Source organism: Epilithonimonas lactis (assembly GCF_900110605.1).
GTDB lineage: Bacteria > Bacteroidota > Bacteroidia > Flavobacteriales > Weeksellaceae > Epilithonimonas > Epilithonimonas lactis.
Window position 1 is genome coordinate 81692 of sequence record NZ_FOFI01000007.1, and the last position, 23712, is coordinate 105403.

The window sequence follows — 23712 nt, forward strand, 5'->3', positions numbered from 1 at the left end:
AAGGATTTCCACTCAAGTCGGGCTGCAGCTTCGCAAAATCGAACATTTGTCTTTAGATTCACATTTTCCATAAAATCAAAGTTCCCAAAAACACAATTTTCATATCACTGAAAGTCCCAAAGGGACGACCGATTTCCCAGCATAGGAATTTATTCCTATGAGACTAAAGCGAAAGGATCACCCCATTTTCCTTCAATTGTTGCATAGGTTTCGAAAACCAGAACAATTCAAAATCTTCAAAGCTATTTTCAAAATCAGTTTTCAGTTGCAACAAACTCAATTTCTTTCCATTTTCGATTGCGTTTTCATTTAGGATTCTAATTAGCCAATGCGCTTGTTCCTTAGCCAATTCAATCTTCAAAATATTGGTTTTCAAATGAAAAGTCAATTTTGATAACTTCCACGAATTTCCTTTTTTAGTTTTAATAAAATCTTCAGCAATCACATTTTTCTCCAAGAAAACAACTTTCGAATTTGGCTTAAAACTAAAATTATCTTCCTCCAAAAGCGAGTCGTGAATATAATCCGGATAAATCGTAGTTCTCGGGATCTTAAAATCAAACCAGCTTTGCAACGGCATTTCGAAATTAATTCCGTGCATATAGTTGAACAAGGATTTCTTCAATCCAAAACTAAATTTACTATGATCAATTCCCGTTTTATCGGTAAAATCAATGTCATTATTAGCGAACAAAATTTCCTGCTTCACTGGGATCACACCATATTCCTCAGGATTGATTCCGACAGGCGAATGTGCGGTCATCGCAAACTGATGCCAAAATCCACTCTGCAAAATTCCCATTTCGAATAACTGGCGCACCATTTCCAAAGAATCCACCGTTTCCTGAACTGTCTGAGTTGGGTAGCCATACATCAAATAAGCGTGAACCATTATTCCAGACTCTGTGAAATTTCTTGTCACTCTTGCGACTTGATCGACGGAAACGCCTTTGTCTATTAGTTTTAATAATCGGTCACTTGCGACTTCCAATCCACCGGAAACAGCTACACAACCAGAAATCTTTAGTAGAAAACATAAATCCTGAGTGAAACTTTTTTCAAATCTAATGTTCGTCCACCAAGTCACAACGAGATTTCTTCTCAGAATTTCCAATGCTACTTCACGCATCAAAGCTGGAGGTGCAGCTTCATCCACAAAATGAAAACCTGTTTCGCCAGTTGTTGCAATTAGTTCTTCCATTCTGTCAACCAGAATTTTTGCGGAAACTGGCTCGTAAAGTCTGATGTAATCGAGTGAAATATCGCAAAAGGTACATTTTCCCCAATAGCAACCGTGCGCCATTGTGAGCTTGTTCCATCGGCCATCGCTCCACAAACTGTGCATTGGATTGGCAATCTCGATGACGGAAATATATTGGTCTAATTGCAAATCAAAATAATCAGGCGTTCCGACTTGTGCTTGTTTATAATCGTGTTTTGTAGAATTATTTTTATAAGTAACTTCTTCGTTTTCAATTAGGAAAGTACGTTTTAAAGTAGCCTCAAAATCCTCTGTCTGACAAACATTCTCATAAACGAGTTCAAGAGGCAATTCGCCGTCATCCAAAGTGATGAAATCCACAAATTCAAAAACCCGTTTGTCCTTGACCTCACGAAGTTCTGTATTTGGAAAACCACCACCCATCGCAGTTTTGATGTGCGAATAATGTTCTTTGATGAATTTGGCACATCTAAACGCTGAATATAAATTCCCAGGAAAAGGGACAGAAAAACAAACCAATTTCGGCTGAACCAATTCCAACTTTTCTTGAAGAATATCCAACGTGAAATCATCTGTAAAAGTCTGATCATCATTTAATTTTGAATATAATTCATCAAAAGAATTCGCACTTTTTCCCAATCGTTCTGCATATCTGCTGAAACCAAAATCCGAATCCACATTTTCAACAATGTAATCTGAAAGATCTTCCAAATACAACGTTGCCAAATGTTTCGCTTTGTCCTGCAAACCCATATTTCCAAAAGCAAATTCCATATCATCCAACTGATTGAAACGGGAAGCTTCCGGCAGAAAATTCATTGAACAGATTTGTCGCGCTAAAGTTGGATTTTTATTTTGTAGAAAAAGAATGACCTGATCGATCGTTTTGATGTATTCATCTCGTAAAGCAAAAATACGCTGAGAATTTTCTGAGATATTTTTAATATCAATTTCCTTGGAAAAAACTTTCTGAATCCCTTCTTTTGAAAACAACTGCAAGATCACTTCAATCCCCAAATCGATTTGATAGCTTGATATATTTTTGGTATTCAAAAAACCTTTGATATAAGCCGTCGCCGGATAAGGCGTGTTGAGTTGCGTGAAAGGAGGCGTGATGAGAAGAATATCTTTCAAAAGAAATTTTTTGCAAAGATAAGTTTTCTAAAATTTGAAAATCGAAGATTATTTGAGAACAAAAATTTATTACAGAATATCTTAACAAAAAAGTCAAAAAATATATGTGAGTCATTTGAGCTTTCAAGAAATAAAAAGATGAATACTTTTAAATTTTCTTTCGTGACTTTTGTGGTTCAAATTTTAAAACTAATTTTCAAACGTTTCAAAAGATCCATCCTCATAGAAAAACACAATTCTTTTAACATTTTTCTTTTTCGAATCTTGTTTTTGAATGGAATTTTCTAATGGCTGAGAATCGGATAAAATATTTTTTTCAGCTTCTTGTGAAGAAATATTGGAATCTCGCGATTTTGGTTTTTCTGTTTTATCTTCACTTTCGGTAACGCCAAAATTCTCATCGTTGATCAAAGAAAAGAGATCTGGTAATGACGGTTTTTTCTTTTCTACAATTTCTGGCTTTTCTTCGTCAACAGATTCAGGTCCTTTTTCTGAAATTAGCATTTCACCTTCACCTGTAATGAGCCAATCCCATTCGAATTTTGGAAACGCCGTTTTTATTTTGGTGATAAAATCGAGAGAAGGTTTGTTACGTCCAGAAATGATATGAGAAATGCTTGAACGTTGCACACCAATTTCTTCCGCAAATTCTGCTGGCGTCAGCTCCGAATACTCGATTACTTTTGTAAATCTATCAGTGAATTCCATTTCACAAATGTAATGAATAAGATTTTAAATTCTGTTACATTTGTATATCTTAATTGTTTACATTTGTAATATAGATTAAATACAACAAAACCTTCTGTAAATCAATTAATTATATTTACGAAAATGTATTTTTGTGGATAAGTCAACTTTATTAACCTTTTAAATTTCTCTTTCTAACCATGAAATAGACAATTGTGGATAAGAAGACAAATACAATCATTCCTAAAATAATTATCCACAATTTATTAATTTTATGGGCTGATTATAAGTACTTAATTTCCTGATTTAGTCTAATAATTTTCCGGTTTGGCTGATTAAAAGTATCATCAAGAACAATTTCAAAGTCATCACTATTGGTAATTTTTGAGCTTTCAAGCTTTAATTTTTGCTGATATTCCTTACTGAGAATATCTAATGTTTGGAGTTCATCAGCAGAAATATCTGAAAGTTTTTTTGTGTAAAGACAGTGTTCAGAAAATAGAAATCCAGTATCGGGTTCGTAGAAAGCAAAGATCAGATATTGATTCTTTTCATTTAAAATCACGTCGCAAGAGCGAAGTTGTGAGCCAAAAAGAGTAGCTTGATCGGTGTAATATCCATCGTAATTATTCCCTTTGTAGATTTTCTCTATCTTAACTTTGCTAAGATAATTATCTAAAGTTTTAAAACCAGAGGGTGTTCTATGAACTTCGAAAACACTTCCTATAAAAACAAGATCTGCACTTTCAAATGAGCTTTTCAGACTAACATTATCACATTTACATGCAAGAATATTAATCGAAAGTAAAAGTGCAAACAGCGTTTTCATTTAGCTTGTTTTAAACTAAGACTCGATATGGGGCGTCTTCTTTTCCGGAAACATCAGCGAAATAGCAATACTTAAAAATAGGATAGATACAATCACAATCAATGAATGTGAAGTGGTGAAACCGATGTCATCCAAATAGTGGTGGAAGATCATTTTGAGACCGATAAACGTCAGCAATGCAGCCAAACCGACCTTCAAGAATCGAAACTTATTCACAATTCCAGCCAGCAAGAAGAACATGGACCTTAAACCAATGATCGCAAAAATGTTTGAGAAGAAAACGATGTAAGGATCCTTCGTAATTGAGAATATCGCTGGAATACTATCCACAGCGAATATCAGATCTGTAAATTCTACGATGATCAACACCAAAAATAATGGTGTCATCTTTTTGATTCCATCGATGACCACGAAAAATTTGTTGCCCACAAACTGGTTATGAACTTTGAAATGTTTCTGCGCAAACTTCACCACTGGATGATGCTGCGGATCGATCTCATCATCTTTATTACGTTCGATGTACATTTTGATTCCCGTATAGACTAGGAACGCTCCAAAGACGTACATGATCCATTCAAACTTCTGGATCAATGCTGCTCCTATAAATATGAATAAGAATCTCATCACGATGGCTCCGAAAATTCCCCAGAACAAAACGCGGTGATAATTCCTCGGCGCTACACCGAAGCCACTAAAGACTAGCAGTATCACAAATATATTATCTATAGAAAGTGCGTACTCCACAAGATATCCAGTCAGAAACTCCAAACCTAGATTTTTGTCATATAACATAAGACTGTGTTCCAGGTTTCCAGGAATGATCTTGACAGGATGTTTATGTTTTGTGACAATTTCCTGCAATCGCTCCATACTGTCGATCCCATGAATATGATGACCAAAATAAGTAAGTAAGATGTAAAAGCCCAAAGAGAGTAGGATAATGAAGACACTCATCAGTCCGGCCTGTTTCAGTGAAACTGCTGCATCTTTCTTGTTGAAAATTCCTAGGTCGAGTAGGAGTAGGGCGATGATAAATATTAAGAATCCAGATAGGAATAAGATCTCGTTGCTCATTTGTTAGTAATTGGAGCAAAAATAAGGAATTTATTATGAATTAAGGCTTTATACATTTGTAAAATAGGCAAAATCAGCACAAAAATAATGTTTAGTTATTTGACGAACAAATGGTAGCATTTGGCTAAAATCGCTATTAAAGTAAATTTAAAAATACGCTTTAAATAAATAATTTTAAAATCTGATAATCAATTAGTTATAAAATTAAAATACGATTATATCAATCCACAAAATAATTAACAGACAAAGTGACATTTCGGCTTGTTTGATAATATTACAAATGTAAATTGATTTTATTTGAGATTAAATCTTACTTTTGTGAAAATCTAAATCAGTTGTAATGACAAACAGTTTTCCTTATGCTCAAAATCAGAGCTTCCCAGATCGTTATATTTCGCCGGAAAAATTATTTTCTTACCTACAGGACAATTTCAGCGATTATATAAAAGAGGTTGGAAAATCGAGTTTGGGTAAGCCTATTTATATGTTGACCCTCGGAAATGGAAACCTGAAAGTTGCAGCCTGGTCACAGATGCACGGAAATGAATCCACGGCAACTTTGGCAATGTTGGATCTGCTTTCAATATTTGAAAAGCATCCGGAGCTTAGTGAAAAGCTGTTGGGATTGATCCAATTGGATTTTATCTTTATGCTGAATCCAGATGGTTCCGAAGCTTGGACCAGACGGAATGCTTATGATATTGATATCAACAGAGATTTTATCAGAAACTCCAGCAACGAGGTCAGAGTTCTGAAATCTATTGTTTTGAATGGCGGCTATAGTTATTTACTGAATCTTCATGATCAACGGACAATTTTCACAACAGACGGCGTTCATCCGGCGACCTTATCATTTTTATCACCGTCTGAAAATCTTGAAAGAGATCTGACGGAAAACCGTAAAAAAAGTATGGCCGTGATTGCAGCGATCTACATGCAGATGAAACAGATCTTGCCAAACAGGATTGCAAAGTATACCGACGAATTTTATCCAACATCCACCGGTGACAATTTTATGAAAGCTGGAATTCCATCGATATTATTTGAAGGTGGATTTTATGAGAATGATCTGGACAGAAAAAAAACCAGAGAATATTACACGCACGCTTTGTATTTTGCTTTGAAAGCAATTTCGGTTCTTAAGGGCGATACTTTGAGCTATGAAACTTATTTTGATATTCCTCAAAACAGAGAAACCCATTTTGATCTGATTTACCGAAATGTAAAACTGAATACAGAATTTGAATGCATAATGGACATTGCTGTGCAGTACAGGGAAATTCTGGATGAAAATAAAAATCTGACTTATCAACCATACGTGATCGAAGTCGGTGATCTTAATCATAAAAAAGGTTGGACAGAAATCGACTGTACGGATAAGAAATTCGTTTCTGTGAAGAAGTTTCCAAAATTAGACTCTTTTGTGGATTTCAGTGTTGAATAATCAAAAGTAAGACAAGAAAATTTTGGCCATTTTAAAATGTTTGATAATAAGCACTTTAAACACCCTATTTAACATAATGTAAATTATAGGACTTTTTAAGAATTATGTTAATTGGTCATTCGTGTCTATCATATCCGATTATAAATCAATGTGGTATAATATTTTCTAAGCTAAAACTATATCAATTAAAATAATTATGAAAAACGCTTTTTTAATTCTGTCAGCATCCTTATTAATGGTTTGTTCTTGCGAAAAGAATATTGAGAAACAGATCAATGTTGAAAACAGAAAACCTGATACACTGGCCGTTTCAGAAGATCCTAATCAAATTTCGGAACAGGAAAATAAAGATTATTGTTATATGAATGTCATTGGAAAAGATTCAATGTTTTTGTCGTACAAGATCACCAATGGAAATGTTTCCGGAAAATTGAAATATAAAAACGTTGAGAAAGATTCCAATGCTGGCGATATCACCGGTAAAGTTGCTGGCGACACTTTGAGAGTCAATTACAAGTTTGCTTCAGAAGGTTCTGTAAGCGAACGCGAAATTTATTTCCTACAAGACAGCGGCGTTTTATTGGAAGGCATTGGCGACTATGCTGATCCGAGCGCTTCAAAATTGGTTTATTCTTCTCCACAAGCCATCAATTATTCCAAAGGTCAAAGATTGACACCTGCAGATTGCAAAATGATAACAGAAAAATTAAAATAGAAAATAATTTCTACGTATAAAATAAAACAGCAGCTAATTTTTAGCTGCTGTTTCTTTGAAAATAATATATAACTATAAAACTATAGTCTGAATAGAATGCGCTGGCGCAGCAAGTTTCGAAGATTTTCCCTCGATCCAAAGATTGAAATCTGTATCTGCATCACCTTCGTTCATCACGACCACTACCAGTTCCCCACTCTCGTTCAGGAAACTTGTGGAAAGTAGAAAATCCTTGTTGGTGGAAGTTCCAACGCGCTGTGCATTTGGTTTCACATATTTGGAAATGTGTCCGATATAATAATATTCATAGGTGTAATGCAATTCCTTCGTTCTTGAATCGTAAATGATCGGTGCAAAACAGAAATTACCGACGTGATTTGGCCCACCTTTTTCGTCCAAAAGAATGTTCCAATCAGTCCAAGCAGATGTTCCTTTGTTGAAATCGTTGATCATATTTCTGCCGTACAGTTCTCCTAAACTCACATCATAGATCTTTGAAAAATCAAATTGTTCCTTGCAACCTTCTGTGAAAATCAAAAATTTGTCAGGAAAAGCTTTGTGAGTTTCTGCCAGATTATCAAACAGTTGAGACTTGTTATTCCACGTTTCATACCAGTGGTAACCAATTCCGGATGCGTACTTTGAAGTTTCCGGATCTTGCAAAGTCGTCGTTGCACGTTGGTACATCAAGTCTCTGTTGTGATCCCAAATGATGACTTTTTTGTCCCTGTAATTATTTTTCCAAAGTGTTGGACCGAGGTTTTCCTTAAGGAATTTTGCCTCTTCATCTGCTGTGTACAGGCAAGATTCCCAAGTTTGGACAGCCATTGGTTCATTTTGAATCGTCAATCCCCAAACCGGAATATTTCGTTTTTCATATTCCTGAATGAATTTAACATAATAATTGGCCCAAACTTGATAATATTTGTCCAATAATTTTCCACCTTTCAGCATATTGTTATTGGTTTTCATCCATGCTGGCGGACTCCACGGACTAAAGTAAAATTTAAAATCCTTCGGGTCAATAGCTTTTTGCGCTAATTTGATCAAGGGAATTTTGTACTGTTCATCGTGTTTTACATCAAATGATTTGAGAGATTCATCATTGTCCTTGACGTAAGTGTAGGTATCGCTGGAGAAGTCGCAGGAGTTCATATTGGTGCGAACGACATTGTAACCAATCCCCGACTTTCCGTAATAAGCCTCAATAAATTCCTTCTGTTTTTCTTTTGGGATCTTCGCGAAAACCTCAGCGGAAGCGTCTGTGATTGCACCACCAATGCCGATCAGCTTTTGATATTTGAAATCCGGATCTACGAAAACACAAACATCCGTTTCTTTAGGTTGAGGAAAATCTGTGAAAACCGCATTCGATTTCTTGGCAAATTTCTCATTGCTCTTTTGCGAAGTAAGAATCACTTTTCCTTGCTTCATTCCTTTTTTCCAGTAATTCTGGGCATTCATATTTGCCGAAAGTGATAAAGCAGCAAATAATACAATTGTCTTTTTCATTTTGTTTTATAGTTGGACATCAAAGACTTGACATCGATTGATTAATTATTTTTTATAAATTCTGACATAATCTATCAGAAATTTTTGTGGATATATCGATTCATCCACACCTTCTTTTCCGCCCCAGTTCCCTCCTACTGCCTGATTCAGGATCAAATAGAATGGTTGGTCGAATGGCCAGGCTTCGTAGTCATTTTCAGTTTTAATGTAGGTGAAATATTTTTTGTCATCCACGAACATCTCAATCTTTTCTGGCGTCCAATCGGCTCTGTAAACGTGGAAGTTTTCTGCAACATCTTTGATGATGATCGTATCCGTTTTCTGAGTGTTGATGATATGATTGTACTTCTTGGTGTGGACTGATGCGTGTACATAACCTTCGTTGTAACCAACGTGTTCCATAATGTCGATCTCGCCATCATCTGGCCATTCTTTGATGTTTTTGCTCAGCATCCAGATGGCCGGCCAGGTTCCTTTACCTTTTGGCAATTTGGCTCGCACCTCCACAGTTCCGTATTGGAATGGAAAAGTATTCTTCGTGATCAATTTTGCTGAAGTGTAATCGTTCTTCTCCCACTTTTCTCTTTTGGCTTCGATGATGAGATTGCCGTTTTCTACTCTAGCATTTTCGGTTCTGTCTTTGGTATAGAACTGAAGTTCATTATTCCCAAAACCATCACCGCCAACTTCAAATTCCCATTTGGAAGCGTCTGGCAAACCTTTGTTATTGAACTCGTCCTGAAAGACCAGCTTTCCTTTGTCTGCATTTTTTTGATTAATACAAGACAAAGTGGTCACTGAGATCAATGAAAGAATCGAAATTATTTTGATAGGATTTACGTTCATATTCAGAATTAATTAGAATCAAACCTTAAAAAACATAGGTCGCCACAGCTCTCGCTGGTAAAGATGTTGCAGCAGATTTACCATTCATTTTGATATTGAAATTTTCGGTTGCATTTCCTTCATTAAGGACAATCAAAGTTGTTTTTCCGTCTGGCGTTGTGAAAGCTACAGAACTCAGATTACCTGGTTGAGTAGAAGCAATTCTTTGAGAATTCTGAGGAACAAATTTGGATGCGTGTGCAATGATGTAGTAAGCCACATTTTTTGTGAAAGCTTCATTGTGATTGACTGTGATGGCACCTTTGCATTGCGTACAGCCACCGTCTGTATGCGGATTGAAATTTGGGTCGTTGGCCAAATTCCATTCCAAAGCGATTTTGCTCCAGTTTCTCATAGAACCGATGATCACATTTTTGGAATGCCACATCAGATCATCAGAAAACGAAGATGTAGAGCCAGTCCATTGCTCCGTAAAATATAGATTTTTGGTTGGATAAGCCAAATGCACATTACTCAAAACAGCGATGTTGCCCGCATAAAGATGAAATGCCGAACCGTCCACATACTTTGAAGCTTCGGCATCTGCCAAGATCTCCATTGGATATTCCGGTTTGTCGCAATTGTGGTCATACAGGACGATCTTTGTTGTGATATTTGCAGCTTGAAATGCTGGTCCAAGACTGTTTTTGATGAATGTCGCCTGTTGTGGAGCCGTCATTAGCAAACTTGGGTTGTTGCCTGGATGCAAAGGTTCGTTCTGAGGTGTGATGGCGTCGATTGTAATTCCCTGAGCCTTCATTGCTTGGATGTATTTTACAAAATATTGCGCATAGACATTGTAATATTGTGGCTGAAGACTTCCACCGATTGTACTTCCATTATCCTTCATCCAAACTGGAGGCGACCAAGGTGTTGCCATGATTTTTATATTCGGATTGATGGTCAATATCTTTTTCAGCATCTCGATCAAAGCCTGATCTTTTGCCAAAGAAAAATTCGCTAGAGAAAGATCCGTTTGTCCTGCTGGCATATCGTCATAAGAAAAAACACTACTGTTGAGATCGGATGCGCCAATACTTAGTCTGATGTAACTCACGGCAATCGAATTGTCTTTATTCGAAAAAAGGTCTTGTAACAATTCCTCTTTCTTCGCTGCAGAAAGTTGATTGATGACCTGAACACTTCCACCAGTCAATGTGTAGCCAAAACCGTCAATCGTCTGATATTTTTGCGATGCATCCACATCTAACGTTTGATAATTGTTTGTTGCATTATTGAATAAGATATCGGTCTGCTTTTGGAGTTTTGTGGATTCGTCTGCTTTTGTGAGCCAAAAACTAGCCGTTGCGTAATTACCATTATTGCCTCCACCAGTTGGCGGATCGGGAGGTGTTTGCTCGTCGACAGTATTGCTTTGGCAAAACATAAGAGAGAAAATTGCTATTCCGAAGAAGAACATTTTGTTTGGGTACGCTTTTGATTTTGTAAACATTTTCATAAAATTTTGTGACCATCACCATAATTCAGATCAAGAAAAAGTGTTTTGAAATGATATTTTCATAACAGATTGTCAATTCTGACAGAATCTTTGATGATGTTTGTTATTATTAATAAAAATGAAAGAGGTTGTTGAGAACCTCTTTCACCTAAGAAAATATGATAAGAAAAAATTAGTTGACGCCTCGGAATTCTATATTGGTAATAGAAATTCCTTCCTTCATATCGTTACCTCCAGATCGGATGGCAAAATATGCCACACCGGTCTGAGTAGCTGTGAAAGTACCAGTCGGATTGTTAGAATTGGTAGAACCAACACTAGAGATTTTCCCGTTAAAAGGCGAAGTTCCGCTTCCTGCCCAAGTATTAATGCCTCTCAGCCAAGTGGAATCATTTCCATCACCTGTGTAGTCTGTATTAGCAGTTGGTTTTGCATATCCAACGTAAATCTCAAACCAAGAGTCTGCAACGCCCTTTGAGCTAACAACCGCATCAGCTTTGTACTTACGTCCAGCTACTACGTTTACTGCTTGATACATCACATTTCTTTCCCAGCCTTTTGCTACAAAAGTTGCTTTTCCGTCTGCAAAAGTCCAAAGCGCTGTCCCTGAAGGATTGGGAAATGCAAGACTCCACTTTGCTACATCGGCTGCATCTGCAAACTTTCCGCCTTGTATCATGTTTCCCGAATTGGGATCGGACATATCAACTTTTACTGTTTGACTAGATGTCCCGGCAACAACTCCTCCCTGACCTATGATCTGGTGTTGAATCACATAGTTGCCCTCGTCTGGAAGAAAAATATCATAGATGTTCGCTGCTCTTGCGAATCCGCCGCCATCACCAAGATCCCATTTCGAAAAAAGATAGTTCTGATTGGACGCTGTTAAAGTATAATGATTTTCCGATGTTTTAGTGACCGTAAAAGAAGCATCGGAATTGGTAGGTGTTAGTCCATTTCCATCGCCATCAACAGTATCTGGAACACAAGAAGATATAAATAAAGACGCTGCTAGAAAGCTTAAAATCTTTATTTTAGATATTTTCGTTTTCATAAGATTAATTTAGTAATGTTAATATTGAGGATTTTGTTTCAGTGCCGTATTCAATAATTCAGCATAAGGAATTGGTAGAATTTCATTTTTACCTGCTACAAATCCTTTAGAAGCTAATTTTGAAGGCGCATCTCCCCATCTTACAAGATCGAACCAACGATGGCCTTCTCCTGCCAACTCTCTTCTTCTTTCATCCTTGATCGCTTGGATCGAAACTGGAACGGATGCTAATCCAACTCTTGCACGTACGGCATCTAACAATGCTTGTGCTCTACTCCCTGTACCATTTAAGGCTTCAGCTTCCATAAGATAACTGTCTGCCAAACGGATCACGATATAATTTTGACGGAAGTTAAGTTCCATAGCTCCTGGTAAAGGAGAAACACCAGATTTGTAAGGTGCGTACTTTTTCAAGAAGTAGCCGGTATCGGAATATGCTGGAGAATAAGTGATCTTACCTTCTTGCTGAAGTTTTTTAGCATTCAGGATCGTGGCATCTGCTCTTGGATCATTTCCCATGAAATTGAAAAGATCATCTGTGATCGTATTGAATGCCCAACCAGAAACAAGATCTGGAGCGTCACTTGTACCTACTCGGGTGTAAGATCTGATTCCAGTCATGATGCAAATAGAGTTACCCTCATCTTTGCCCCAACCCCAGAAACCCCAATCTGACATACCAGCGTTTGTGTACACTGCTTCCAGGATGGATTCGGAAGTGAATTTGTTGTCTGTCACCCAAAGACTATTATAGTCATCAACCAATTTGTAACCATACTGGCTGGTAGTGCCAGGTGTTCCATTGACATCAGCAAATTGAGCTGCTGCTTCTGCTTTTTTGTTATCAAAAAGATAAATTTTCCCCAGAATTGCTTTTGCAGCACCTTGTGTTAGTCGACCTCTATCTGCGCCTGTTACTGTTGTAGGAAGATCTGCCCAGACGCTTGCAATATCGCCCTCGATCTGGTTATATATATCTTGTTTAGGACTTTGAGGAATATTCCAATAGTCGTCATCGGAGGTGATCTGCTTTAGGATCAACGGCACATTTCCAAATAACCTTACCAATTCGAAGTAGTAAAGTGATCTTAGAACTGTAACCTCAGCTATGATCTTCTTTTTGAAAGCATCACTCACAGGAGCGCTTGGCATTCTTTCGATAACCCAATTCGCTCTTGCAATTCCTTGGTAATAATCTTTCCAGTAGCTGGCAGGCATTGTGTTGGGATTGATATTGTAATTATTAAATCCTTGAATACCTGCACCATCTGTAGAACTTCCTCCGCCGGCAAAGAAATCATCTGACCCAGCATTCACAAAAGTTACCTGGTTTTCGAATCCGCCAGCATATTTTTTCATAATGTCATAGACCGATGCTGTCGCACTTAAACATTGTTCTTCACTTTTAAAATAATTGGCATCATCAAAAGTTCCAATGTTTTCTACATCTCCAATGTAATCTCCATTGCAGCTCACACTACCGAAACTAAGTCCGGCTAACATTACAACTGCAACACTTTTATTTATAAAATTTAAATTTTTCATTTTTTTAATCATTAAAATTGAATGTTTGCTCCAAATAAAAACGTTCTTGCCTGTGGATAGTAAGCTCTATCGATACCATACTCGTTACCACCTGCGATCTCTGGGTCATAACCAGTATATTTGGTAAAAGTGAATAAGTTTTCTCCTGTAACATACAGTCTCACTTTGTTTGCTCCAAATTTTGATGTTGTATCTTTTGGAAGCGTGTACCCCAGCTGAACAAGTTTGATTCTCATGTAATCTCCTTTTTGAAGATAATAGCTAGACATTTTTGTATAGTTACCATTAGGGTCTAATCTTGTAAGTCTCGGGTTGTCATTGGTTGACCCTTCACCGGTCCATCTGTTCAGGATAGAGGTTTGATAATTGGCATCCAGCATATCAAGTCTTCGCAAACCTTGTAGGATCTTGTTGCCTCCTTGTCCTTGTGTGAAGACCATGAAGTCAAAACTCTTGTAGTTCATGTTGATAGTAAAACCATAAGTGAATTTTGGAATGGAACTTCCGATGTCCACTCTGTCTTCCTCAGTTATTTTTCCGTCCCCATTATTATCATTCCACATGAAATCTCCTGGTTTTGCGTTTGGCAAGATCATATCACCATTCGCATTGACATAAGAATTGATCTGTTGTTGATTTTGGAAGACGCCGCCATAGGTGTAACCGTAAAATGTTCCAACGGATTTTCCAACTTGTAGCCTCGAAACTGTACCCATAGAATGCAGTGATGAAAACTCTCTCCATTCTACATCATCTTCCAATCTTAGAACTTTGTTCTTGTTTGTAGAGAAGTTACCAGTCAATGAAATGTCAAAATCCTCCCAGCTCTTTTTGTAGCCAAGCTCAAATTCCATCCCTCGGTTTTCCATATCACCAACGTTGGCAAAAGGATCGGTTGGTACTCCTACGTAACCTGGAATAGCCACTCGACGCAAAATATCTGTCGTCTTTTTATAGTAGTAATCAAATCCTAAAGTAAAGTTGTTAAGAAACTTGATGTCCGCCCCGATATCTGTTTGTGCGGTCTCCTCCCATTTAAGATTTGGATTTCCCAATGTGTTCGGGCTATATCCGATGATGATACTTGGATTGATCTCTCCATTTGGATAGTTACTTCCTGATACCAATGAACTTCTGTACATAAAATCATCGATTGCATCATTTCCTAAGACACCATATCCTCCTCTGATTTTAAAAGTGTTGATGATATCATTATCTTTCCAGAATCCTTCCTTATGTACATTCCACCCTAAAGAGAATGATGGGAAATTACCCCAATATTTCAAAAATTTTGAAGATCCATCTCTTCTGAAAGTACCAGTAAGTAAGTATCTATCTTGGTAGTCATAGATGAAACGACCAAAGTAAGACGCTCTTCTAGTTTGGGTTGTATCCCAGGCATTTGCTGTGATATTTTTTGCGTCCACAGCATAGAAAGCTGCATCTTGCCAATTCTCGATTGGTAAATTTGTGTAGGTAACACTTTGGCCAGAGCCAATATTATTTCTATAAACTCCCTGTCCGATCATAACATTGAAGTTGTGATCACCAAGCTTTTTCTGATATGTTAAAGTATTCTCGAAACTCCATTCAAATTTGGTTTGTGAAGTTCTGTTCAAACTATTAAAGGTTTGATTACTAAGCGTAGAACTTAAATAAAATTTAGGATTAAAACCTTCACTTCCCCAATATGATTTTTTACCATTGAGGGTCGTTTTGAAATTCAAACCTGGAGCTAATCTCAAATCTGCAAAAACATTTCCAACAAAATCGTCGGACCAGCCGTTTCTTCCTTGTTGCGTATATCTATAAGCTAATGGATTTGACATTTCCTGATTTACCCAAGGCGAAATACCATATGGGTTTCCATTTTGGTCTCTGATGATATATTGATTGGTGTAATTTGCAGGATTTACCGTCGACCAATCTGTCACAACTGCGGGTGTTGTAGGATCTAAGTTAATTGCAGAACTCAAAGGTCCTCCAAACAATTCATTGGTCCCAATACCTTGACTTTTTTGATGTGTGTACAAGAAAGTCTGTCCAATGGTCAAGAAATCAAGAACTTTGTGCGTTGAGTTCAAACGTGCATTCAGTCTTTTGTACTTGGAAATGTCACCCATCACCGTTCCTGTCTGATCAAAATATCCGAAAGACGCGTAATAAGTGGATTTTTCGTTACCACCATTTATGCTGATTTCATGAGATTGTCTGTCGCCAGTATTGAAAATAGTATCCTGCCAATCTGTACCTTGTCCAAAGATAGATGGATTCGAAAATCTTGGTGCTTGATTGTCATTCACAAAACCTTCATTGATGATCGTAGCATATTGCTTCGCATTCAAAAGATCAAGCTTTCTTGCGACTTCAGAAACTCCAAAACTGCCATTGTATGCTAAGTTAAGAGCTCCTTTTTTACCTTTTTTAGTAGTTACTAGAATTACCCCTCTAGCCGCTGATACACCATAAATTGCAGAAGATGCTCCATCTTTCAAAACTTCGATACTTTCGATATCAGATTGATTAAGCCACCCAATTCCATCTACAATGATTCCATCCACGACCCACATTGGATCATTTCCTCCGGCCCCAAAACTTGTAAGTCCTCTGACCCTTACTGTGGCAGAAGAACCTGGCTGTCCAGAATTGGTAACAACAGAAACCCCTGCTGCCCTACCTTGTAGAACTTGCTCTGGTTTACCTGCTGGGATGTCCTCGATATCCGAAGCTTTGATGCTTGCAATAGCGCCAGTCACATTACTCTTTTTCTGAGTACCGTAACCAATGACAACAACTTCTTCAATTGCACTTTCTTTAGAAGTAGTGTCACTCACTTGCTGTGCTGAGTAGTTGGCCGTAAAGTAAAGAACAGCCGCTAGCCCAAGACATTTTGAATACTTTAAGTTCATATTTTAATTAATTTTTTGTTAATCTCAAACTGAGACAATAAAAGTAATTTATTTTTCAACACTACAAAATAATTTTTTATTTTTTTTATTTTCCCTTTATTGATGGTGATTTGAGTGAAGTACTTATCATATATTTCGGTTATTTTTGTATATTTGAAATCCCTGAAAAAGTGGGCAAATGTTAAAAATAAGTTAACTTGGATTAAATGAATGTTAATAAAAACAGGATAAAGCTTCCACTAATGTTAAGCTTTTTGATTTTCTCAATGTTGCTCAACAGTATGGGCGTAATCATCCTGCAATTGTCTGAGAAAGTTTCTTACAAAGGTTTGGGCGTTTTGGAATCTTTCAAGGATATTCCCATGGCGATCATGTCTTTATTCTGTGTTAATCTGATCGCTAAAACTGGTAACAAAAACGCACTGATCTTTTCACTTGTTTTCATTCTTGTGAGTTGTATTGCATTGCCCCTTGTGGATACATTTTGGTTTTTCAAAATTTGGTTGAGTATCGTAGGCGTCAGTTTCGCTTTGGCAAAAATATCAGTGTTCAGTATCATCAAGAATAATTTTAAAGATGCCCAATTGTCCAGTGCGATCAGCAGTGTAGACGCTTCCTTTATGTTCGGGATATTTTTTGTGAACATCGGTTTTGGAACATTGCTGACAAGCTCTTATTCAGAATATTGGAAGTTCGGCTTCTGGGTCATCGCATTTCTTAGCATAATTACTCTGTTGCTGCTTAAATCTGTTGATATTGATGAAGCTCAAAAATCAGAAGATGGGAAAAAACCTGGCGAGTGGAAATTCTTTCTAAGTCCAAAACTGGTTTATTTCTTTATTATCGTGTTCTTCATGGTTTTTATAGAGCAGAGCTTTAATTCCTGGCTTCCCAGTTTTTTCAAGAACAATTTGAAGATCAATTCCTATTTTGCGCTGCAGGCTTCCGCATTTTTAGCTTTATTTTCATTCTTTGGAAGATTGGCCACGAGCCGTTTGATCTTGAGGTTTCATTGGTTCAAATTGATCATGATATGTCTGTTCGTGGTATTTCTGATCCTAGGAATTTGTCAGGTCCTAATATCCTATTTTTATAGTGACTACAAATTTCTGTTGATCTTCATCATGCCAATGATCGGTCTGTTTCTCGCACCTCTTTTTCCACTTTACAATTCTGAGATATTGAATAAGGTCCCGAAAGAGAAAACACACCTTTTGGTCTCTATCGTTGTAATATTTTCTTCCCTAGGAAGTTCTGTAGGATCGCTTTACATGGCCATCATTTTTTACAAAGATGCCAGTAATTTTTACCCTTTATTTATTTTATTGCCATTATTAATTATATTTGGCCTTACTTTTTTCCTCAATAAAACGCCAATAACCTATGACCGAGAACAACAAGAATAAACAGAATCTTAAAGAATTAATAGATACCAATGACTTTGTAGAGCACGTCTCTGTAGACTGCGTGATATTCGGGTTTCACAAGGATACGCTCAAGGTTCTTTTGCTCAAATACCATGACTTGGATCTCTGGTCTGTCCCTGGTGGATTTATCTTCAATGATGAGAATTTGAATGATGCCGCTGCGAGAACATTACACGAAAGAACGCACCTTTCGGACGTTTTTTTGGAACAATTTTACACCTTTGGGGACATCAAAAGGACAGAAAATAATACGCACCAAAAACTTCTTGAAAACAGGAATATCGAGGTTGACCAAAATCACTGGATCTATCAGCGTTTTATTTCTGTAGGATATTGTGCTTTAATAGATTACACGTTGACCTACACTTTTCCGGATTCTTTCAATGAAGTTTGCCAATGGTTCAATGTCAACGAGTTACCGAATATGGCCTTTGACCACCAGGAAATGATAGAAAAAGGACTACTCTATCTCAGAAAAAATATTGATTATCAAGTGATGGGAAGCAACCTTCTTCCAGACAAATTCACCATGAAAGAACTGCAGCATCTTTATGAAGCCATCCTTGGAGAACCGCTCAGGCGCAACAATTTTCAAAGGAAAATCCTTGGTATGAACATCTTGGAAAGATTGGAAAAACATTACAGTGGTTCCGCGAACAAAGCGCCGTTCCTTTATAGATTCTTGGAAGGATCAACAACTCCAGTTTCAAAATCAGATTTTGAATAAGTAATTTTACTCTTATAACTTTTAATAAAAACAGAAAAGACGACATCACCTGTCGTCTTTTCATTTATTAAAATTTGAAATCTAATTTCTATCTGTTATTTTTCCCATCCACCTTGATTCTCTCTGGTCTGTTGGCCAGTTCCCAAGCAGTTGTGAAAACCAATTGTGTTCTTTTCTGCAACAATGGATAATCGATCTTGTCTGCATCGTCCGTAGATTTATGATAATCTTCGTGGATCCCGTCAAAGAAAAATGCGACTGGAATATTGTGCTTTGCAAAGTTGTAATGGTCTGATCTGTAGTACAATCTTTGTGGATCTTTTGGATCATCATACTTATAGTTAAGTTCCAGATTCACAGATTTTTGGTTCGCCGTTTCATTGATCTTTTTGAGTTCTGTACTCAACATTTCGGAACCGATCACATAGACATATTGCTTGCCTCTGTTTTCTGGGTCGTCGCGTCCGATCATATCGATGTTAAGGTCAGCAACCGTGTTTGCCAAAGGGAAAACAGGATTATCAGAATAATATTCGGAGCCGAAAAGCCCGTGCTCTTCACCCGTTACGTGGAGGAAAAGGATCGATCGTTTTGGTCCATAACCTTTCTTCTTAGCTTCCTGGAAGGCTTTAGCGATTTCCATCACCGCAACAGTTCCACTTCCGTCATCATCTGCACCGTTGAAGACCACACCATTTTTGGTTCCCACGTGATCGTAATGCGCAGAAACTACAATCACTTCATTTGGTTTTTCACTACCTTCGATGTAGGCCATGATATTTTCAGAATCAGGCAAAGCTTCACCATATTTCTTCATCGCCTCAGATGGTACCTTTTGATAATATGAACCTAAAGCTGCAGGAAAACCGATCCCATTCTTTTTGTATTGCTCGATCATATAAACACCGGCTTTCTTCTGGCCTGCACTTCCTGTATCTCTACCTTCCATATCGTCAGCAGCAATGACATAAAGGTTTGTCTTTAGGTCTTCCAAACTGATACTTTTGTAAGCCTCTTTGAAACCTTTGCCTTCGTAGGTGAAATTTTTAGCAGTCGAGCAGCTTTGCAACAGCGCAAAACCAACAAAAAAACCATACAGTTTTATATTTTTCATATTTAAAATTTATTTTTTTTGAATTTATAAGTTCATATTAAGTCGGTGATACAAAGCGATTGTTACACTGTTTTACCAAATTTTCTATTAATATCGGTTTCCGTTTTGATAAAGAGAAAGATGACGAGAATGATAAGTTCCACGAGACCAACGATTTTCATGATGTTAGGATTTAATTTTAAAATAAAACCAGCAATTCCCGAGATCACTAATACAACGCCGCACCACATCATCAATTTTGCAGAATACCTTTGTGCAAACGTCCAACGCTCCAAATTTTTCATAGAGTTTTTGGTCCTGTAGCCGTACAGATAATTGATCTTCTTTGGTGGAAAATAATACATGATCAAACCTGTGATCACAAATATCGATCCCAGAATAATTGTAACGTAATTCTCATTATCAGCCATATTTTTTGATTTTAAAAGTTAAATCTTTTCTCCAAAGGTCAACAATGTTCCGCTTGGGTCGATTAGCGAAAACTCTTTCATCTGCCAAGGTTTTGTTTCCAATTTTCCGTTGGGATGGATTTCAATGCCTTGATCCTGAAGTTTTTGATAAAATTTTTCGATCTCATTTTCAATCCTGAGATAGATCATAAAATCCGATTTTTCAGGAATCAACGTTTCAAAGCTGAAAAAGTGGATCTCCAAATCCTGATATTTTGTGATCAGATAATCGCCGTGGTCGGCCACCAGTTCGAAACCTAAATTCTTATAATAATCAAGCGTTTTCTCCTTATTAATAAAAGGAAGTTTGGGAATAATCAATGAGATCATAGTGCTGAATATTTAAGCTAATTCGTCATTCCATTCTCTGATGGTCACTTTCGCGATCAAACCTTCCTGTACAAAAGGGTCACCATTCACAAACTCTTCTGCAGCCTCTTTGTTGATGAAGATTGCCATCGCACCTTCTCTAGGATTAGCAAAAGCGCCTGTTCCCAAAACTTTCCCAGATTTGATGAACTCTTCTTCCAACACTTCGTGGCGTGGAAAAACGGCCATAAATTCATCCATCGATTTCTCAGTGTTGTGTTCGTAAAATACTACTGCTTTCATATTGTATGTTTTTTTGATTTTAATAAATATAAAAATTATTAATCTAATTAATGCGCTTCCAACCAGTTATTCCCAACACCAACTTCCACCAGCAATGGAACCGTCGTCACAAAAGCCGATTCCATTTCTTTTTTAATTAATGACATCGCAACATCTACTTCATCAATCGGCGCTTCGAAGAGCAATTCATCGTGAACCTGCAAGAGCATTTTGGTCTGAAGGTTTTGAGCTTCTAATTCTTCATCAATTTTTATCATCGCTAATTTGATAATATCGGCGGCGCTTCCTTGGATTGGCGCATTTACAGCGTTTCTTTCGGCGTGGGCTTTTACCACGAAATTGCTGGAATTGATATCTTTCAAATGGCGTTTTCTACCAAGAATCGTTTGGACGTAACCTAAATCCTGAGCCTTCTTGACCTGCTCTGCCATATATTCTTTCAAACGCGGATAAGACTCATAATAAGAATCAATCATCTTCTTTGCCTCGGTTCTGGAAAGTCCGGTTTGTTCGGCTAAGGCAAAAGCACCCTGACCATAAATGATTCCGAAATTGACCGTTTTCGCCTGACCTCTTTGGGTTTTGGTCACTTCTTCCAAAGGAATATCAAACAACTTCGCCGCAGTGGAAACGTGAATATCTTCGTTGTTTTGGAAAGCAGCGATCATATTTTGTTCGCCAGAAATTTCAGCAATTAGTCTTAATTCAATTTGAGAATAATCGGCGGAGATGATCTTTTTTCCTTCGTCAGCAACAAAAGCACCACGGATCTGTTGTCCTCTCAAAGTTCTGATCGGGATATTTTGAAGATTCGGATTGACACTTGCTAAACGTCCTGTTGCAGCGACTGTCTGCGCAAAAGTCGTGTGAACGCGTTCATCTTTTTTATCGATTTGACTTGGTAACGCATCAACATAAGTTGATTTCAATTTCTGTAACGTTCTGTACTCCAAAATCGAAGCAATGATCTCGTGCTTCGAAGACAATTTTTGAAGGACATCTTCCGAAGTTGCATATTGTCCGGTTTTAGTTTTTTTAGCTTTCGGATCCAACTGCATTTTATCAAAAAGGATTTCGCCCAGCTGTTTTGGAGAGTTCATATTGAAGTTTTCTCCAGACAATTCGAAAATTTTGGATTCTAAAACGCGAAGGTCATTTTCAAGGTCGATACTTTCCTGCGCCAACCAATTGTTATCGAGTTTTACACCGGTTAATTCTATCTTCGCAAGAACGCGCATCAAAGGCATTTCTACATTGTAGAACAATTCTTCCAGATTTTCTTTGGCCAATTGTGGCGCAAACAATTCATATAATTGAAAAGTCACATCCGCATCTTCTGCAGCATAAGCCGTTTGCGTTTCGATATCCACTTCACGAAGCGTCAATTGGTTTTTCCCTTTTTTACCGATGAGTGATTCGATGGAAACCGGTTTGTAATCGAGGTACATTTCCGAGAGATAATCCATTCCGTGTCTGCCATCGGGATTCAGAAGGTAATGCGCGATCATGGTGTCAAAGATCTTGCCTTTAACATCAATATTATAATTCTGAAGAACTTTAGCATCATACTTCAGATTATGCGCAATTTTCAAAACATCTTCGGCTTCGAAAAATGGTCGGAAAAGCTCAATCGTTTCCTGCGCTTCTTCCCTATTTTCAGTGATTGGAATGTAATAAGCCAATCCTTTTTTGTAAGAAAAACTCATCCCGATCAATTCCGCTTCCAGTTCATTAAGCGAAGTGGTTTCCGTATCAAAACAAACCGCTTTTTGCTTAAGCAGATTGTTTAAAAGAATTCTCTGCGCTTTCGGATCATGGATAAATTGATAAAGATGGTCGTTGCCTTCAATATTGGATTTTGTGGTGGTTGCCTGATCCAGCTGTTCGAAAGTGGCAAACATATCCATCATTCCGTTTTTATTCGGTGCATTGGAAGTTTCAACTTTTCCGTCATTTGGATTTTCAACTTCCATCAATTCCTCCACATATTCTTTGTTTGAAAATGCGCGGTAAAGATTTTCGTACAATCTTCGGAATTCCAATTCGTCAAAAATCTCTTTGACCTTATCAAAATCAGGCATATCGAGATCATATTGTTCTTCGATAAATTCGATTGGCGCATCACAAATAATGGTTGCTAATTTCTTAGACAGAAGTCCACGTTCTGCGCTGGCTTCTACTTTCTCCTTCATTTTTCCTTTCAACGCGTGTGTATTGGCCAAAAGATTTTCCATCGACCCAAATTCCTGAATGAATTTTCTAGCTGTTTTGTCGCCCACACCATCCAAACCTGGAATATTATCCACCGCATCACCCATCATTCCAAGATAATCGATGATCTGTTTTGGGTCGTTGATCTCATATTTGGCTTTGATCTCTTCAACACCAAGGATCTCGATATCGCTACCCTTCATACTTGGTTTGTAGATTTTTATCTTATCTGTCACCAATTGTGCAAAATCCTTGTCAGGCGTTACCATAAAAACATTGTAGCCTTGTTTCTCAGCTTTGCAGGCAATCGTTCCGATGACATCATCTGCTTCATAACCTTCTACTCCCAAAATTGGAATGTGCATTGCATTCAAAATATCATTGATAAAAGGTTTTGCCAAAAGAATTGGTTCTGGAGTTTCCAGACGATTGGCTTTATATTCTGCATAATCATCGTGGCGGACGTTTGTTCTCCCAACATCGAAGACCACAGCCAAATGTGTTGGGCGATCGCGCTTTATTAATTCGATCAAAGAATTCGTGAAACCAAAAATGGCAGAAGTATTGATACCTTTTGTCGTGATCCTAGGGTTTTTGATGAATGCAAAATAACCGCGAAAAATCATCGCGTACGCATCTATCAGATATAATCTTTTGTCTGTTGAAGTCATAAAAACAAAAGTAAGAATTTTGTGATGATTAA

At 37.5% G+C, this 23712-nt stretch carries 19 protein-coding genes; 4 read left to right on the plus strand and 15 right to left on the minus strand.

The genetic code is table 11. The annotated features are described in order from the left end of the window. Positions 1 to 163: 163 nt before the first annotated feature. The 4 genes from BMW39_RS18455 to BMW39_RS18470 all read right to left on the minus strand — a co-directional run bounded on the left by BMW39_RS18455 (position 164) and on the right by BMW39_RS18470 (position 4946). Positions 164 to 2356 carry a B12-binding domain-containing radical SAM protein gene (locus tag BMW39_RS18455; protein ID WP_034979197.1) on the minus strand — a complete coding sequence of 731 codons (2193 nt, stop codon included), beginning with the start codon at positions 2354 to 2356 and terminating at the stop codon, positions 164 to 166. 189 nt (positions 2357 to 2545) lie between these two features. After that, complete coding sequence (locus tag BMW39_RS18460; RefSeq protein ID WP_034979195.1) at positions 2546 to 3064, minus strand: helix-turn-helix domain-containing protein; 519 nt, start codon at positions 3062 to 3064, stop codon at positions 2546 to 2548. A 262-nt stretch (positions 3065 to 3326) separates the two neighbouring features. Further along, positions 3327 to 3872, minus strand: a complete 546-nt coding sequence (locus tag BMW39_RS18465; protein ID WP_034979191.1) for a hypothetical protein — start codon at positions 3870 to 3872, stop codon at positions 3327 to 3329. Positions 3873 to 3887: 15 nt separating this feature from the next. Next, positions 3888 to 4946: a TerC/Alx family metal homeostasis membrane protein gene (locus BMW39_RS18470; protein ID WP_034979188.1), complete on the minus strand. Its 1059-nt coding sequence runs from the start codon at positions 4944 to 4946 to the stop codon at positions 3888 to 3890. 340 nt (positions 4947 to 5286) lie between these two features. Here BMW39_RS18470 and BMW39_RS18475 point away from each other — a divergent pair, with 340 nt between their 5' ends. Both BMW39_RS18475 and BMW39_RS18480 read left to right on the plus strand, forming a co-directional pair. Further along, positions 5287 to 6390, plus strand: a complete 1104-nt coding sequence (locus BMW39_RS18475) for a M14 family zinc carboxypeptidase (RefSeq protein WP_034979185.1) — start codon at positions 5287 to 5289, stop codon at positions 6388 to 6390. A 196-nt stretch (positions 6391 to 6586) separates the two neighbouring features. Continuing rightward, a complete protein-coding gene (locus tag BMW39_RS18480; RefSeq protein WP_034979182.1) occupies positions 6587 to 7105 on the plus strand; it encodes a hypothetical protein in 519 nt (172 codons plus the stop codon). 72 nt (positions 7106 to 7177) lie between these two features. Here the strand turns inward: BMW39_RS18480 and BMW39_RS18485 are convergent, their stop codons facing one another. The 6 genes from BMW39_RS18485 to BMW39_RS18510 all read right to left on the minus strand — a co-directional run bounded on the left by BMW39_RS18485 (position 7178) and on the right by BMW39_RS18510 (position 16469). Continuing rightward, entirely contained in the window at positions 7178 to 8617 is a 1440-nt protein-coding gene (locus tag BMW39_RS18485) for a glycoside hydrolase family 30 protein (protein ID WP_034979179.1), read from the minus strand. A gap of 45 nt (positions 8618 to 8662) precedes the next feature. Next, positions 8663 to 9463, minus strand: a complete 801-nt coding sequence (locus BMW39_RS18490; RefSeq protein WP_034979174.1) for a glycoside hydrolase family 16 protein — start codon at positions 9461 to 9463, stop codon at positions 8663 to 8665. 25 nt (positions 9464 to 9488) lie between these two features. Beyond that, a complete protein-coding gene (locus BMW39_RS18495) occupies positions 9489 to 10955 on the minus strand; it encodes a glycoside hydrolase family 30 protein (RefSeq protein ID WP_245750506.1) in 1467 nt (488 codons plus the stop codon). A 178-nt stretch (positions 10956 to 11133) separates the two neighbouring features. Then, the gene (locus tag BMW39_RS18500; RefSeq protein WP_034979167.1) at positions 11134 to 12015 is read right to left on the minus strand and encodes a hypothetical protein; all 882 of its coding nucleotides are present in this window, start codon (positions 12013 to 12015) and stop codon (positions 11134 to 11136) included. Between the two features lie 18 nt (positions 12016 to 12033). Then, positions 12034 to 13560, minus strand: a complete 1527-nt coding sequence (locus tag BMW39_RS18505; RefSeq protein ID WP_034979415.1) for a RagB/SusD family nutrient uptake outer membrane protein — start codon at positions 13558 to 13560, stop codon at positions 12034 to 12036. 11 nt (positions 13561 to 13571) lie between these two features. After that, positions 13572 to 16469 (minus strand): SusC/RagA family TonB-linked outer membrane protein, encoded by a 2898-nt coding sequence (locus BMW39_RS18510; RefSeq protein WP_034979163.1) that lies wholly within the window; start codon positions 16467 to 16469, stop codon positions 13572 to 13574. Positions 16470 to 16711: 242 nt separating this feature from the next. On the opposite strand from BMW39_RS18510, the gene BMW39_RS18515 reads away from it, so the two are divergent. Both BMW39_RS18515 and BMW39_RS18520 read left to right on the plus strand, forming a co-directional pair. Then, on the plus strand, positions 16712 to 17875 hold the full coding sequence (locus tag BMW39_RS18515) for an MFS transporter (RefSeq protein ID WP_260262223.1): 1164 nt from the start codon (positions 16712 to 16714) through the stop codon (positions 17873 to 17875). Then, on the plus strand, positions 17853 to 18623 hold the full coding sequence (locus tag BMW39_RS18520) for an NUDIX hydrolase (protein ID WP_034979156.1): 771 nt from the start codon (positions 17853 to 17855) through the stop codon (positions 18621 to 18623). Before BMW39_RS18515 ends, BMW39_RS18520 begins: the two co-directional genes overlap by 23 nt. Positions 18624 to 18711: 88 nt before the next feature. Here the strand turns inward: BMW39_RS18520 and BMW39_RS18525 are convergent, their stop codons facing one another. The 5 genes from BMW39_RS18525 to polA form a co-directional block, all read right to left on the minus strand. Beyond that, positions 18712 to 19737 carry a M28 family metallopeptidase gene (locus tag BMW39_RS18525; RefSeq protein ID WP_034979153.1) on the minus strand — a complete coding sequence of 342 codons (1026 nt, stop codon included), beginning with the start codon at positions 19735 to 19737 and terminating at the stop codon, positions 18712 to 18714. Positions 19738 to 19799: 62 nt separating this feature from the next. Next, positions 19800 to 20147 (minus strand): SdpI family protein, encoded by a 348-nt coding sequence (locus BMW39_RS18530; RefSeq protein ID WP_034979150.1) that lies wholly within the window; start codon positions 20145 to 20147, stop codon positions 19800 to 19802. Positions 20148 to 20165: 18 nt separating this feature from the next. After that, positions 20166 to 20516, minus strand: coding sequence for a bleomycin resistance protein (locus BMW39_RS18535; protein ID WP_034979147.1), 351 nt, complete (start codon positions 20514 to 20516; stop codon positions 20166 to 20168). 12 nt (positions 20517 to 20528) lie between these two features. After that, positions 20529 to 20798 (minus strand): YciI family protein, encoded by a 270-nt coding sequence (locus BMW39_RS18540; protein WP_034979144.1) that lies wholly within the window; start codon positions 20796 to 20798, stop codon positions 20529 to 20531. 47 nt (positions 20799 to 20845) lie between these two features. Next, a complete protein-coding gene (gene polA / locus BMW39_RS18545) occupies positions 20846 to 23680 on the minus strand; it encodes a DNA polymerase I (RefSeq protein WP_034979141.1) in 2835 nt (944 codons plus the stop codon). Between the last annotated feature and the right edge of the window lie 32 nt (positions 23681 to 23712).

Excerpts from the sequence above, each read along its gene's own strand:
- BMW39_RS18460 (WP_034979195.1), bottom strand. The coding sequence starts at position 3,064 with ATGGAATTCACTGATAGATTTACAAAAGTAATCGAGTATTCGGAGCTG.
- BMW39_RS18465 (WP_034979191.1), bottom strand. The coding sequence starts at position 3,872 with ATGAAAACGCTGTTTGCACTTTTACTTTCGATTAATATTCTTGCATGT.
- BMW39_RS18470 (WP_034979188.1), bottom strand. The coding sequence starts at position 4,946 with ATGAGCAACGAGATCTTATTCCTATCTGGATTCTTAATATTTATCATC.
- BMW39_RS18475 (WP_034979185.1), top strand. The coding sequence starts at position 5,287 with ATGACAAACAGTTTTCCTTATGCTCAAAATCAGAGCTTCCCAGATCGT.
- BMW39_RS18480 (WP_034979182.1), top strand. The coding sequence starts at position 6,587 with ATGAAAAACGCTTTTTTAATTCTGTCAGCATCCTTATTAATGGTTTGT.
- BMW39_RS18485 (WP_034979179.1), bottom strand. The coding sequence starts at position 8,617 with ATGAAAAAGACAATTGTATTATTTGCTGCTTTATCACTTTCGGCAAAT.
- BMW39_RS18490 (WP_034979174.1), bottom strand. The coding sequence starts at position 9,463 with ATGAACGTAAATCCTATCAAAATAATTTCGATTCTTTCATTGATCTCA.
- BMW39_RS18495 (WP_245750506.1), bottom strand. The coding sequence starts at position 10,955 with ATGTTTACAAAATCAAAAGCGTACCCAAACAAAATGTTCTTCTTCGGA.
- BMW39_RS18500 (WP_034979167.1), bottom strand. The coding sequence starts at position 12,015 with ATGAAAACGAAAATATCTAAAATAAAGATTTTAAGCTTTCTAGCAGCG.
- BMW39_RS18505 (WP_034979415.1), bottom strand. The coding sequence starts at position 13,560 with ATGAAAAATTTAAATTTTATAAATAAAAGTGTTGCAGTTGTAATGTTA.
- BMW39_RS18510 (WP_034979163.1), bottom strand. The coding sequence starts at position 16,469 with ATGAACTTAAAGTATTCAAAATGTCTTGGGCTAGCGGCTGTTCTTTAC.
- BMW39_RS18515 (WP_260262223.1), top strand. The coding sequence starts at position 16,712 with ATGTTAAGCTTTTTGATTTTCTCAATGTTGCTCAACAGTATGGGCGTA.
- BMW39_RS18520 (WP_034979156.1), top strand. The coding sequence starts at position 17,853 with ATGACCGAGAACAACAAGAATAAACAGAATCTTAAAGAATTAATAGAT.
- BMW39_RS18525 (WP_034979153.1), bottom strand. The coding sequence starts at position 19,737 with ATGAAAAATATAAAACTGTATGGTTTTTTTGTTGGTTTTGCGCTGTTG.
- BMW39_RS18530 (WP_034979150.1), bottom strand. The coding sequence starts at position 20,147 with ATGGCTGATAATGAGAATTACGTTACAATTATTCTGGGATCGATATTT.
- BMW39_RS18535 (WP_034979147.1), bottom strand. The coding sequence starts at position 20,516 with ATGATCTCATTGATTATTCCCAAACTTCCTTTTATTAATAAGGAGAAA.
- BMW39_RS18540 (WP_034979144.1), bottom strand. The coding sequence starts at position 20,798 with ATGAAAGCAGTAGTATTTTACGAACACAACACTGAGAAATCGATGGAT.
- polA (WP_034979141.1), bottom strand. The coding sequence starts at position 23,680 with ATGACTTCAACAGACAAAAGATTATATCTGATAGATGCGTACGCGATG.